Source organism: Pseudomonas sp. IT-P12, assembly GCF_949767465.1.
Classification (GTDB): Bacteria; Pseudomonadota; Gammaproteobacteria; order Pseudomonadales; family Pseudomonadaceae; genus Aquipseudomonas.
In genome coordinates this window covers 854,237-867,220 of the sequence record NZ_CATKPY010000011.1, presented here as the reverse complement: position 1 = coordinate 867,220, position 12,984 = coordinate 854,237, and the positions used below count along the sequence as shown (strand labels likewise).

Annotated in this window: 14 protein-coding genes; 6 read left to right on the top strand and 8 right to left on the bottom strand. The window is 62.0% G+C overall.

The features are described from left to right. Positions 1-217 precede the first annotated feature (217 nt). The 4 genes from ACM6IM_RS07050 to ACM6IM_RS07035 all read left to right on the top strand — a co-directional run bounded on the left by ACM6IM_RS07050 (position 218) and on the right by ACM6IM_RS07035 (position 4,832). The gene (locus tag ACM6IM_RS07050; protein ID WP_414864636.1) at positions 218-2,233 is read left to right on the top strand and encodes a ribonucleoside triphosphate reductase; all 2,016 of its coding nucleotides are present in this window, start codon (positions 218-220) and stop codon (positions 2,231-2,233) included. A 32-nt stretch (positions 2,234-2,265) separates the two neighbouring features. Continuing rightward, positions 2,266-2,433, top strand: coding sequence for an anaerobic ribonucleoside-triphosphate reductase (gene nrdD, locus ACM6IM_RS07045; protein WP_414864635.1), 168 nt, complete (start codon positions 2,266-2,268; stop codon positions 2,431-2,433). Next, a complete protein-coding gene (locus tag ACM6IM_RS07040; RefSeq protein ID WP_414864634.1) occupies positions 2,430-3,125 on the top strand; it encodes an anaerobic ribonucleoside-triphosphate reductase activating protein in 696 nt (231 codons plus the stop codon). Before nrdD ends, ACM6IM_RS07040 begins: the two co-directional genes overlap by 4 nt. A gap of 87 nt (positions 3,126-3,212) precedes the next feature. Then, the gene (locus ACM6IM_RS07035; protein WP_414864633.1) at positions 3,213-4,832 is read left to right on the top strand and encodes a methyl-accepting chemotaxis protein; all 1,620 of its coding nucleotides are present in this window, start codon (positions 3,213-3,215) and stop codon (positions 4,830-4,832) included. Positions 4,833-5,014: 182 nt separating this feature from the next. Here the strand turns inward: ACM6IM_RS07035 and ACM6IM_RS07030 are convergent, their stop codons facing one another. The 5 genes from ACM6IM_RS07030 to ACM6IM_RS07010 form a co-directional block, all read right to left on the bottom strand. Then, complete coding sequence (locus tag ACM6IM_RS07030; RefSeq protein WP_414864632.1) at positions 5,015-6,394, bottom strand: 4Fe-4S binding protein; 1,380 nt, start codon at positions 6,392-6,394, stop codon at positions 5,015-5,017. Continuing rightward, positions 6,382-7,236: an FTR1 family iron permease gene (locus tag ACM6IM_RS07025; RefSeq protein ID WP_414864631.1), complete on the bottom strand. Its 855-nt coding sequence runs from the start codon at positions 7,234-7,236 to the stop codon at positions 6,382-6,384. The genes ACM6IM_RS07030 and ACM6IM_RS07025 overlap by 13 nt, the downstream gene beginning before the upstream one ends. A gap of 21 nt (positions 7,237-7,257) precedes the next feature. After that, complete coding sequence (locus ACM6IM_RS07020; RefSeq protein ID WP_192308214.1) at positions 7,258-7,587, bottom strand: cupredoxin domain-containing protein; 330 nt, start codon at positions 7,585-7,587, stop codon at positions 7,258-7,260. A gap of 1 nt (position 7,588) precedes the next feature. Beyond that, a complete protein-coding gene (locus tag ACM6IM_RS07015; protein ID WP_192308213.1) occupies positions 7,589-8,119 on the bottom strand; it encodes an iron transporter in 531 nt (176 codons plus the stop codon). 87 nt (positions 8,120-8,206) lie between these two features. Then, positions 8,207-8,560 carry a hypothetical protein gene (locus tag ACM6IM_RS07010; protein WP_201192068.1) on the bottom strand — a complete coding sequence of 118 codons (354 nt, stop codon included), beginning with the start codon at positions 8,558-8,560 and terminating at the stop codon, positions 8,207-8,209. A 154-nt stretch (positions 8,561-8,714) separates the two neighbouring features. Between ACM6IM_RS07010 and ACM6IM_RS07005 the strand changes: the two genes are divergently transcribed. Beyond that, positions 8,715-8,945, top strand: a complete 231-nt coding sequence (locus ACM6IM_RS07005; protein ID WP_414864630.1) for a DUF3079 domain-containing protein — start codon at positions 8,715-8,717, stop codon at positions 8,943-8,945. A gap of 77 nt (positions 8,946-9,022) precedes the next feature. On the opposite strand, the gene ACM6IM_RS07000 is transcribed toward ACM6IM_RS07005, so the two are convergent. Both ACM6IM_RS07000 and cynS read right to left on the bottom strand, forming a co-directional pair. Beyond that, entirely contained in the window at positions 9,023-9,835 is an 813-nt protein-coding gene (locus ACM6IM_RS07000; RefSeq protein WP_192308207.1) for a formate/nitrite transporter family protein, read from the bottom strand. A 54-nt stretch (positions 9,836-9,889) separates the two neighbouring features. Continuing rightward, positions 9,890-10,330, bottom strand: coding sequence for a cyanase (cynS, locus tag ACM6IM_RS06995; RefSeq protein WP_192308206.1), 441 nt, complete (start codon positions 10,328-10,330; stop codon positions 9,890-9,892). Positions 10,331-10,570: 240 nt separating this feature from the next. Here cynS and ACM6IM_RS06990 point away from each other — a divergent pair, with 240 nt between their 5' ends. Further along, positions 10,571-12,460: a sigma-54 interaction domain-containing protein gene (locus ACM6IM_RS06990; protein WP_414864843.1), complete on the top strand. Its 1,890-nt coding sequence runs from the start codon at positions 10,571-10,573 to the stop codon at positions 12,458-12,460. A gap of 52 nt (positions 12,461-12,512) precedes the next feature. Here ACM6IM_RS06990 and ACM6IM_RS06985 read toward each other — a convergent pair whose 3' ends face one another. Continuing rightward, complete coding sequence (locus ACM6IM_RS06985; protein ID WP_414864629.1) at positions 12,513-12,971, bottom strand: hypothetical protein; 459 nt, start codon at positions 12,969-12,971, stop codon at positions 12,513-12,515. Positions 12,972-12,984: the final 13 nt, after the last annotated feature.

The following is a 12,984-nucleotide window of genomic DNA, read 5'->3' as shown; positions in this document are numbered from 1 at the left end:
GAGCCTGCTCGCGAACAGGCCATCAGCCCCTTCACCGATGTCGCCTGGAGGCTTCCTCGCATCCTTTTCCCTCCCTTCCTCGCCGCTTTCGAGCGGCTTTTTTTTCACCGGCGAATCTTGATGTCGATCAATTGCACATCAGCGTTTTGTCCGTACCCTTCACTGCATCTTGTGTTTTTGAATGACTAAAAATCAATATGTAGTGTTTGGAGGCCGAATGCACAGCACGCTGATCTCAGTGGGATGTAACCGCTTGCACAAGCGCAATGGCGACCTGGTCGCCTTCGATGCCAACAAGATCCGTCAGGCATTGATCGCCGCGGGCAAGGCGACCGGGGAATACACCGACGTCGAAGTCGAAGGCTTGCTCGAGGCGGTTCTCGCCCGGCTGGAGGGCATGTCGAGGCTGCACGTCGAGCAGGTTCAGGACCGGGTCGAGCGGGTCCTGATGGACGCCGGTTACTTCTTCGCGATGCGCGCCTATATCGTCTACCGCGAACAGCACGGGCGTCTGCGCCGTGACCGTCGGACCATGGTCGAGGTCGCGACCTCGATGAACGAGTACCTGGACCGTGAAGACTGGCGGGTGCAGGCCAACGCCAACCAGGGCTATTCCCTGGGCGGGCTGGTGTTGAACGTGTCGGGCAAGGTCACCGCCAACTACTGGCTGGACGAGGTCTACAGCGAGGCCATCGGCCAGGCTCATCGCGAGGCGGACCTGCACGTGCACGACCTCGACATGCTCGCCGGCTACTGCGCCGGCTGGTCATTGCGCACCCTGTTGCACGAAGGCCTCAACGGCGTGCCCGGACGGGTTGAAGCCGGTCCGCCGCGGCATTTGAGCAGCGCGCTGGGGCAAATGGTCAACTTCCTCGGCACCCTGCAGAACGAATGGGCCGGCGCCCAGGCGTTCAGCTCGTTCGACACCTACCTGGCGCCCTACGTGCGCAAGGACCAACTGAGCTTCGAGGAGGTGCGCCAGGCGATCCAGGAGTTCATCTACAACCTCAACGTGCCGTCGCGCTGGGGCACCCAGACACCGTTCACCAACCTGACGTTCGACTGGGTCTGCCCGCAGGACCTCAAGGAACAGATACCGGTCATCGGTGGCGAGGAAATGCCGTTTGCCTACGGCGACCTGCAAGTCGAAATGGACCTGCTCAACCGGGCCTACATCGAGGTGATGCAGGCCGGGGATGCCAAGGGACGGGTGTTCACCTTCCCGATTCCGACCTACAACATCACCCATGACTTCCCCTGGGACAGCGAAAACGCCGACCGCCTGTTCGAGATGACTGCGCGTTACGGCCTGCCTTACTTCCAGAACTTCCTCAACTCGGACATGCAGCCCAACCAGGTGCGCTCGATGTGCTGCCGCCTGCAGCTGGATGTGCGCGAGTTGCTCAAGCGCGGTGGCGGCTTGTTCGGCTCGGCGGAACAGACCGGTTCGCTGGGGGTGGTGACGCTCAACTGTGCGCGCCTGGGGTACGTGTTCAAGGGCAACACCAGCGGCCTGTTGCAGCGTCTGGACACGCTGATGGAGCTGGCGATGGAAAGTCTGGAGGTCAAGCGCAAGGTGATCCAGCGGCACATGGACGCCGGTTTGTACCCGTACACCAAGCGTTACCTGGGCACCTTGCGCAATCATTTCTCGACCATCGGCGTGAACGGTCTGCACGAAATGCTGCGCAATTTCACCGACGACCAGGAAGGCATGCACACCGAGAAGGGCCGGCAGTTCGCGCTTAACGTGCTCGACCATGTCCGCGCCACCTTGCTGCGCTACCAGGAGGAAACCGGTCACCTCTACAACCTGGAAGCGACGCCAGCGGAGGGCACCACCTACCGCTTCGCCAAGGAAGACCTCAAGCGCTATCCGGACATTCTCCAGGCCGGCAGCCCCCAGGCGCCGTATTACACCAACTCCTCGCAACTGCCGGTGGGCTACACCGAAGACCCGTTCGAGGCCCTGGAGCTGCAAGACGAACTGCAATGCAAATACACCGGCGGCACGGTCCTGCACCTGTACATGGCCGAGCGGATTTCCTCCACCCAGGCCTGCAAGCAACTGGTGCGCAAGGCCCTGGGCCGCTTCCGCCTGCCGTACCTGACTGTGACGCCGACGTTCTCGATCTGCCCGATTCACGGCTACCTCGATGGCGAGCACGAGTTCTGCCCGAAATGCGACGAAGCCTTGCTGCTCAAGGAGCAGAAGGCCGCCAATCTTCATTGATTCCGATCCACTCAACCGCAAGGAGCTTCACCATGACTGCATCGCAAACCCTGCCACAGGCTCAACGTCAACGTTGCGAAGTCTGGACCCGCGTGATGGGCTACCACCGTCCGGTGTCGGCGTTCAATCCCGGCAAACAGTCCGAGCACCGCGAGCGGGTGCATTTCACTGAAAGCGCGTCGTTGGCCGGGCGTCAATGAGTCGAGTGATCCGGGTCGGGGGCATGGTGCCCCTGACCACCATCGACTATCCGGGGCAACTCGCCTGCGTGCTGTTTTGTCAGGGGTGCGCCTGGCGTTGTCGTTACTGCCATAACCCGCAACTGATCCCGCCCCGGGGCACCGAGGAAGTGGATTGGCGGCGGGTGATTGCGTTTCTGCAACGTCGCCAGGACCTGCTCGATGCGGTGGTGTTCAGCGGTGGCGAACCGACCTTGCAGGACAGCTTGCGCGGCGCCATGGATGAAGTGCGGGAGATGGGTTTTCGCATCGGCCTGCACAGCGCCGGGATCAAGCCGACAGCGTTTGCCAGGGCGCTGGACGGCGCGGATTGGGTGGGTTTCGACGTCAAGGCATTACCCGAGGATTGCCAGGCCATCACCGGAGTCGAGGGCAGTGGAACCGCCAACTGGCGCAGCCTCGAGCACCTGCTGGCCAGCGGTGTCGACTACGAATGCCGCACCACCGTGCACTGGCATCTTTTCGAGCCGCAACGCCTGTTGCTTCTGGCGCAGCGCTTGAGCTCACTGGGCGTGAAACGATTCGCCGTGCAACTGGTGCGCACCGAACGGATGTTCGATCCGCTGTTGTCGAGCGTCTCGGCACAAGCTTTGCTACCCGATCTCTGGGACGCGATGCGCGAGCTGTTTCCAGTCTTCGTATTGCGGGGGTGATCAGGGACAGCGCAGAACAATGCAGCACCCACCATGAAGTTCAAATGCGCTGCCCATCGGGCAGGTATCAAACGGGGAGCATTTGATATGGCTAAATTAACGACCGCACAACGTATCGTCATCGGCTTCGCCATTGCGCCGCTGGCACTGATCGGCATGGCCTTCGAGGGCTTGCGCGACATGGCAATCCTCAAGGACCAGGCGGCCATCATCGTCGAGCAGGACTGGCCGAAGATCGAGCCGCTGATGGTCATTGCCACCGGCGTGCGCGACAACGCCAAACATACCCGCGACCTGTTGATCAACGAAGACCACCAGCCCTCGTTCCAGGCAATCGACGCCACCAAGCAACGCATCACCCAGGCCTTCGAAACCCTGGCGCCGTTGTTCGACTTGCCCGAGGGCAAGGCCGCGTACCTGACCCTGAAAAAGCACCGTGAAGCCTACGTTGCGGCGTTCACCCAAGTGCAGGTCTTGATCCGCCAGGGGGCGCTCGCTGAAGCCAGGGCGCAGTTGAAGGACAAGGTCGTACCGGCCGAAGCCGAGGTGTATCGCAGCCTGGACGCGGTGATGGCGCTGCAAGGGAAAATCTTCGCCGACCGTGAGCGGGCGGCGCAGCAACTGTACAGCGACGCCCAGCGCACCATGTTCGGCTTGTTTGTGCTGTGCATGGGGCTGGTCATCACGGCGGCGGTCGTTGTCACCCGCAGTGTCACCCGACCCTTGGGAGGCGAACCGGATGCTGCGGCGCGGGTCTTGAGCCAGATAGCCGAGGGCGACCTGACGATCGACGTGCCCAGGACATCGAGTGCCGACGGCAGCGTGATGATGAACATGCACCAGATGCAGCAAAGCCTCAACGCCATGGTCCGGCACATCGCCGGCTCGGTGGACCGGGTCGCCAGTTCGTCCGAAGAGCTGAGTGCGGTCAGCAGCCAGACGTCCAGCAACCTGCAATTGCAGGGGCAGGAGATCGAGCAGGCCGCGGCCGCCGTCAACCAGATGACCGCCGCAGTGGATGAAGTGGCGCGCAATGCGGTAAGCACCTCCGAAGCCTCCCGGCAGTCTGAAATCACCGCGCACCGGGGACGTGAACAGGTGCAGGAAACGGTGGCCTCGATTGGCGAGCTGGCCCATGGCGTCTCCGACACTTCGCAGCGTATCGAACAACTGGCCGGCCGGGTCCAGGGCATCAGCAAGGTGCTCGATGTGATCCGCAGCATCGCCGAGCAGACCAACCTGTTGGCCCTCAATGCCGCCATCGAAGCCGCGCGCGCCGGGGATGCCGGGCGCGGTTTTGCGGTGGTGGCCGATGAAGTGAGGGCGCTGGCGCATCGCACCCAGGAATCGACACGGGAAATCGAGCAGATGATCGACAACGTGCGCGAGGATACCGGGCAGGCAGTGACGGCGATGCAGGGCAGCAGCGAGCGTGTTCGGGTCGCCCTGGAAGTGGCGCAACGCTCGGGCGAGGCGTTGGATGAAATCACCCGGTCCATCTCGCAGATCAATGAGCGCAACCTGATGATCGCCAGTGCCACCGAGCAACAGGCGCTGGTGGCCCGTGAGGTGGACCGCAACCTGGTGAGCATCCGCAGCTTCTCCGAACAGGTCCTGCTCGGCGCCCGCCACACCGACAGCGCCGGCCAGGAACTGGCACAGATGGCCGGCGACCTGCACCAGACCGTGGCGCGGTTCAAAGTCTGAACAAGGTGGGGGCGGGTACATCCAGCATCGGGGCGAGCGGGCTACCGGTATCGCCAGCAGGCTCGCTCCCACAGGTTTTCGGGTGTCCGCAGGTTCGTGAACGACGCCAACAGTGTGGGAGCGAGCCTGCTCGCGATGGCATTGGCACATCCAACCTGGATACAGCCTGCTCTGGCACAGGGTCAGGCCCAGCCCCAGAACTGCAACCACCAGCCGAAACCGATCAAGCCACTGGCCAGCAACAGGCAGGCCCCCGCTGCAACCCGCCTTGGCAGAGCAAGGCGTTCGCGGTTCAGTCGTTTCCATCCCAACAGCAGGCTCCAGCCCAGTGCCGCCAGCAGAAACCACGCCCTGGCCGGTTGCACCCAGTCCAGCAACAACCCCTCATAGCGCAGCAGTTTCACGGTGGTCGCCGACAGCCCAAGAAACAGTCCGGCACCACCCAGGGGCGTCAAGGTCAGCGCCAGGGGCCAAAACAGTGCGCGATCACCCGCCAAACGTGCGGCCAGGCGCATGAAGATCATCAGCGCAGTGCCGAGAACCAGCGAACTCAAACCCAGGTAAGCGATGATGCTGAAACCATCAAGCCAGCTGAAGCTGTCATTGAGCTGCGGATAATGGGTGAGCAGCCACCAGGGCGCATTGTCCTCCAGGGCCCACAGGTGATCGTGTTCCACCAGCCATTGCGCGAGGGTTTGCTTGAGGGCGATGAACCAGGGGCTGACCGTCCACTGAAACGCCCCCATCGCCAGGCCGATCACGCCAAACAGCAGCAGGCGCACATCCCAGGCCGAAACGCTTTGCGCCGTCGACTGCAGAATTTCCTGATTGCTTGAGCGGGCGATCAACTGCACCGCGCCACGTTGTCCGCTGCAGCGCCCGCAGGCATGACAGTCACTGGCGCCGCGCAGGCGGCGGATATCCAGCAGCGGTGCGCAGTTGGGCGGAGGCAGACGCGGCGCGGCGTTTTTCACCCAGCGTTGTTCATCGACATGAAAATGTACCGGTGCCAGGCGGGCGAGCAGGGCGAAGACGCCGCTGACCGGGCACAGGTAGCGGCACCAGATGCGTTTGCCCCGGGCAAACAGCAAACCGACGGCGACGGCTGCCACGGTGGATCCGCCCAGAATCAACAACGCCGCTTGCGGGTAGTCGTAGACGCTGATCAGCTGGCCATAAAGGGTGGTCAGGCAGAATGCCAGGGTGGGCCAGCCACCCCAGCGCACCCAGCGCGGCACCCCCATGCCTTTGCCGTACTGGCTGGCCCATTCGCTGAGCGAACCTTCCGGGCACAGCACGCCGCACCAGAGTCGGCCGAACAGCACGATGGACAGCAGCACGAACGGCCACCAGAGGCCCCAAAACAGAAACTGCGCGAACAGGGTCAGGTTATCGAGCATCCGCGCCTGACTGTCCGGCAGCGGCAGCAGCGCCGGAATCACCAGCAATGATCCGTAGAACAGCACGACGAACCACTGCACCACGCGGATGGCCCGCGCGTGGCGACGCATCCCGTCGCCCGCGCGCTGCAGCCATCGATTGCGCCAGGTCAGTTCAGGCATGGGAGTTTTTCCGTGCTGCGGTAGCGCAGCCAGCCACCGACGATCAGCCAGTAACCGACCCACGCCAGCACGGTCAGGGTACTGGGTGTTGCCCGGTAACCGGCAAAACTGGCGAGGAAACCGCCGAGACCGTGGCTGTCACCGAGCAAGGTGTTGCTGTCCCACAGTGCGTCGCCGGCGAGGCTGTAAACCACTTCGGGCATGTCCATGCCGAGCAGTTGGCCACCGATGCGCTCGACGGCACTGACCAGCAACGCCGCGCCAAGCATCAGCAAAATGGTCTCGCTGATGGCGAAGAAGCGTTGCCAGGAAATGAACCGACGACTGCTGTGCAGCAGGGTGATGGTCAGCGCCGATAGCACCAGCCCGAACGCACCGCCGATGGCGAACAGGCCGAGCTGGGGACCGCGCAGTTGCGCACCGGCGCCATACAGGAACACCACCGTTTCACTGCCTTCTCGGCTGACCGCCAGCAGCGCCAACAGCAACAGGCCCCAGCCACCTTGCCGGGAAATTTTGCTGCTGGCATCGCGCAGCAAATCCTGTTTGAGCGTGCGCCCGTGGCGGCGCATCCAGTGGACCATCTGCACGATCAGCAGGCTGGCGATCAGCGCAAGGGCGGCCTGGAACCACTCACTGCCGGCCCCGCTCATGGCGTTGCCCGCCCACAGGATCGCCCCGGCCAGCAGCCCCGAGACCATCAGTCCAAGCACCACGCCAGCCCAGAGAAACCGGGTCAGCCGCTGGTCCTGTTGCTGCTGGCTGATCCAGGCCTGGAGGATACCGATCACCAGCAGTGCCTCGACGCTTTCCCGCCAGACGATGAACATTGATTGATTCATGAACGCTCCGTACATGTCGGGTTATTTCGCGAGGAGGCTGCCTTCGGGCAATTGCAGGTTGAACTCGTCGAAGAACGGGTATTGACCGGGCCGTAGCGGGTGGATGACCACGAAGGTGGTCACGCCGGGCGACAGCACCTTTTCCACCCGCAACGGCGTGCTTTCGAACTCGGCGGGGCCCTGGCCGATGTTCTTCAGGATGATCTTGAAGCGTTGTCCCGCCGGCACCTCCAGCACGGCGGGGGTGAAGTGCCCATCATTGAGGCTCAGTTCATAGGTCGGCAGTTCGGCATGGGCGGCCAACGGCGCAAAGGCTGCGGCCAGCAGCCAGGCGAGCGGCAGACGCTTCATTTCAGTAGCCGCCCTTTTTACCGATGCCGGCGTAGACGAACTCGTAGTTCAGCTCGCAACGTTCGAACCACGGAGCGACGCCGGTTTCCTTGTCGGTGTGACGACCCAGGGAGGCATGACCGCCGGGCGGCAGGAGGGTGAAGGTCAGCTGGTATTTGCCCGGGCCGAGCAACTTGACGTTATCGCCATAGTGCGGACCGTCGTTGGCCACCATGGCGTGGAAGTCGCCCTTGATTTCCGGATCGCTGCCGACCTTTTTCAGTTTGAAGGACACGTTGAGGTACGGCACGAAGCTGCCTTCCTGAAAGCCGTTGCGATTGTCCGCAGTGGCACGGATGTCGGCTTCCAGGTGCACGTCGGAATCGGCAGTGGCGCGCATCATGCCGGCGGGTTCCATTTCAATCGGCTGTAAATACACCGCCCCGACTTCCAGCCCTGCACACGTCTGGGGCGAGCCGATCGGGTATTCCTTCGCATGGGCCAATGGTGCGAGCAGGAGCAGGGCGAGTGACAGCGAAAACGGAGTACGCATGATGACTTCCTGAGGACTGACGAGTAGGAACCCGAGTCTAGGAAGCTTTGCTGCGAACAATAATGATTGTTATCAAGTTTTGAGTGTTTAAGTCGCCGGCTCATCGCGACGGCGGAATCGTTCGGCGCGCTCCACGCTGTGGGTCATGTGGTCTGCGGCGTGAATGGTCAAGGGATGCTGGGTGAAACCGGGTCTTGGGGAAATGAAATCGGCCATTTCCCGAGCCACTTCACGCTGGCGCTCCGAGCCTTCGGCCAACAGGGCAATGACCAGGTTTTCCAGGGCAATCACCCGCACGCGCAGGTGCACCAGTTCGGCGTTGGTCAACGCCGGCGGCGCAGTGAACGCTTCGCTGGCGAGGGAGGCAGTGGCGTCCTTGTCGTCCCAGGTCGACGGCGTCGGGGGAGTGGAAGCGTTCGGGGCAGGATTCTTGTTAAGCATAACGACTCTCCGGTCTCTATCAGGCGAGACAAGCTTAGCCCGTGGCGGGGAAGCGTGTCAGGGGCATCGGGTGCTCTTTCTTGACAGGCATCAAGGCCGACGCAAATCCGGCGTTGTAAGGTGGGATACGCCCCTTGATGATCTGGAGATCGGCATGGCCAAGCACTTTCCCGTCAATCCCAGCCACCCCGAGCGCATTTGCTGGGGCTGTGATCGGTATTGCCCGGCGAAATCCCTGGCCTGCGGCAACGGCGCCGACCGGACGATGCATCCGGTGGAAATGTTCGGCGAGGACTGGGCCGAACCCAACGATTGGGGGATCGACGCAGTGATTACGATGGATCAGGCTGCCGAGGAACGGGTGGAGGATGATTCGGCGGTGTAGAAGCGGGTCAGCATGGAGCCCTGTCAACAATCGAAGCCCCTCAACAGGGCTTCGATATTGTTCGCTTGCTGTGAGGTTCAGCAAATCACCCGCTTCGCCGCCGTCCTGATATGCGTGCTGTACAGCGTCAGGCCGGTGAAAGCCAGGCCGCCGACCAGGTTGCCCAGTACGGTCGGGATCTCGTTCCAGATCATGTAGTCCATGATCGAAAAGTTGCCGCCCATGATCATGGCGGAGGGGAACAGGAACATGTTCACCACCGAATGCTCGAAGCCCATGAAGAAGAACAGCATGATCGGCATCCACATGGCGATCACCTTGCCGCTGACCGAGGTGGAAATCATCGCGCCCACCACGCCCATCGACACCATCCAGTTGCACAGCATGCCGCGCAGGAAAATCGAGATCCAGCCGGCGACGCCGTAATGCGCGTAGCCCAGGGTGCGCGCCTCGCCGATGCTGGCGATCTTTTCGCCGACGGCGCCCGGAGCGGTATTGAAGCCGTAGGTGAAGATGAACGCCATCATGAAGGCGACGGTCAGCGCGCCGGCGAAGTTGCCGAGAAAGACCAGTCCCCAGTTTTGCAGGACCCGGTTGACCGTGACGCCGGGGCGCTTGTCCAGCAGCGCCAGCGGCGTCAGCACGAACACGCCGGTGAGCAGGTCGAAGCCCATCAGGTAGAGCATGGAAAAGCCCACCGGAAACAGCACGGCACCGAGCAGCGCCGAGCCGGTCTGGACCGCGATGGTGACGGCGAACACGGCCGCCAGCGCGAGGATCGCGCCGGCCATGTAGGCGCGGATCAGCGTGTCCCGGGTGGACATGTGAATCTTCGATTCGCCGGCATCGAGCATCTTGGTGACGAATTCAAACGGAAGCAGATAGGACATTTGGGTGACCCCTTGGCATGCGTGGGTGGCGGCGAGTGCGATGAGGTGAAGCCGTTACCAGGATCGGTAAGGCAGGAACTTGCCGTTCAGGGTGACCAGCACGCGGTCGCCCTTGGGGTCTTCGATCTTGTCGACATGCATGGAGAAGTCGATCGCGCTCATGATGCCGTCGCCGAACTTCTCCTGAATCACGTCCTTGAGCGTAGGGCCGTACACGCCCACCAGCTCGTACAGGCGATAGATCAGCGGGTCCTGAGGAATGGCCTGGTCCCAGCCCTTGGTGGGAAATACCGTCATCGCCGCCGCCACCTCGTCACCCAGCTCCAGCGCCTGGCAAATGCGTGCGGCGACGTCCGCTGGCGCGCTGTTCATCCCGTAGCAGACCGAGGCGACCCAGACCGGCGCTTTTTGTGCGGCATCGGCGAGGCTGTCCCAGCTCAGGTTCAGGCGGGCCTTGGCAGCCATGATGGTGTGGTGCATTTCGACTTTGTTCATTGCTCAGCTCACTCTCTAGGGTCGATGAAAAATGGCGGTGATCGCCGTTTCTGAATCTACCCATAGCGAGAGTTGTGCCAATTTTGATATGACTTTTAACCTATTGATATTTAAGTGATTTAATTCATTTCGCAAAGGTGAGTTGAGTAACGATATTTCGTAAATAACGAAATTTGGTGAAATAAATAACGAAAACTCGTATTTTCCACCGGGTTCCGATGACCTTGATGAGTGACCGCAATGACCCGCGCCGGTTTTGAAGATGAAGCAGTCGAATGCGCGTCACAGGCGATGCTGGTGGTCGATCCGCAGAGCGATGCGCTGCTGCAAGCGAACCTCGCGGCATTGGCACTGCTGGGGTCGACCCGCGACGATGAAATCCCTTTGCGGTTCAGTCATTTTCTCGGCGAAGGCCTGTCCCTGTGGGTCAGTTTCAGTGATGAGACGCTGACCCAGGGACAGGCCTGGTCGGATGATCTGGTGCTGGTTGACATGAGCCGCCGTCAGCACGCGGTGGAGGTGAGCGCCAATGCGTTGGCCGATGGTCGGCGCATCCTGTTCACGATCCAGCGCCGGGACGTGCTGGAAACGCGGCGCAACCGTTCGGAAGCGCGCCGACAGCACCGGCTCGGGCATGTGGGGTGGGAGCGGATTTCCCAGGTCTTCGAGCGGATCGAACAACAGAACCGGCTGATTCTCGGCGCGGTCGGCGAGGGCATCTACGGGCTCGATGCCAAGGGCCAGACCACCTTCATCAACCCTGCCGCGGAGCGCATCCTTGGTTGGAGCGCCGCCGACATGGTGGGCCACGACGCGCACCAACTGTTCCATCACAGCCACCGCGACGGTTCCTGCTTTGCGGTCCAGGAGTGCCCCATCCATGCGTCCTTCAGCGACGGCCAGGTGCACCGGGTCGACAATGAAGTGTTCTGGCATAAAAACGGTGAAGCCATCACCGTCGAATACACCAGCACGCCGATCTTCGAGATGGGCCGTCTGGTGGGCGCGGTGGTGCTGTTTCGCGATATTCGCGAACGGCAGCGGGCCGAGCAGCGCCTGCGTGAGGCACTGAATGAAGTCGAACAGCTCAAGCAGCGCCTCGAGGTGGAAAACCAGTACCTGCAGGAAGAGATCAAGGCTGAGCGCAATCACCATGAAATCGTCGGCGAAAGCCCGGCGGTGTTGCACCTGATCCGCCAGATCGAACTGGTGGCGCCCACCGATGCCAACGTCCTGATCAATGGTGAGTCCGGCACCGGCAAGGAGCTGATCGCGCGGGCCATCCACGCCAGCAGCCGGCGCAGTGACCGGCCGCTGATTCGGGTCAATTGCGCGGCCATTCCGCGGGATTTGTTCGAGAGCGAGTTTTTCGGCCACGTCAAAGGGGCCTTTACCGGCGCCGTGAACGCACGCATGGGCCGCTTTGAACTGGCCGACGGCGGTACGCTGTTTCTCGACGAGGTGGGCGAAATTCCCCTCGAGTTGCAGAGCAAGTTGCTGCGCGTGCTCCAGGATCAGCAGTTCGAGCGGGTGGGCGACAACGTCACGCGTGTGGTGGATGTGCGGGTCATCGCTGCGACCAACCGTGACTTGCGGGCGATGATCGCCGAAGGACGGTTTCGCGAGGACCTGTATTTCCGTCTGAATGTCTTTCCCGTTCGCTCGGTGCCGCTTCGCGAGCGAATCGATGACATTCCTCTGTTGGCCGGTCATTTCCTGCGGCGGGCGTCCCTGGCCTTCAACAAGACCGGTGTGCGCCTGCCATTGGCGCAGGTGGAATTGCTCAAGCGCTATGCATGGCCGGGCAATATCCGCGAGTTGGAAAACGTGATCGAACGGCAGATGATCGTTTCCCAGGACGGCCGCCTGCGGTTCGACGATCTGCTGGTAGCCGGGGCGCGGGTGCAGGATTCGCCGCCCGTGGAACAGGCGGAGGCGGGCGAGCCTGTTGCCGACGAGTTGCTGCAACTCAAGCTGCGGTCAAATGCGCTGGCGATGCTCAAACTTACGGCGGGCAAGGTTTCCGGGGAGGGCGGGGCTGCGCAGTTGCTGGGGCTCAAGCCCACTACGCTGGCTTCGCGGCTGCGCAAGTGGGGGATCGACCCTCGGGATTACAAGCGCAAGCGATGAACAGCAATCCAGTTGCGTGACAGCAGGGCTGCACGCAACTGGAGGGTGGGACCTAGCCTCTCGTGCGTTTCTGATAAATCGGATCCCACTCCACGCTTTGTGGCGTAGGCGCGGGGACGGGGCCCGAAACATCATCATGGTGGCCGAAGATTTCCGTATTTCCCCACATCTGGTTGGCTTCGGCGCAAAGCACTACCCGGGCTGCAAAGCCCGCGATTTCCTCACCGCACGTGGAGATGTAGATAGCGGCGGGTGCGTGCCCGTGCTGCATATGGTGCTGCACGATGTCCAGGAATTGATCGGCGGTGATGTTAAGGGTCGGGCCCTCATTGCCTATGGTTTTGTTGGTGCCGTGTGCGACCACGACTATGACCGCACCTCCCGGGATGTTCAGACTCTGTGGCTGGTTGATCTGTGCCCATCGGTAGCGAGCGTTTTCGGGTTGCCAGCCGGCACTGAGTGGTGTGCCGACGATATCCTTATCGGTACTCATTTCAAAGACGATGATCATGATCCGTTCCTCA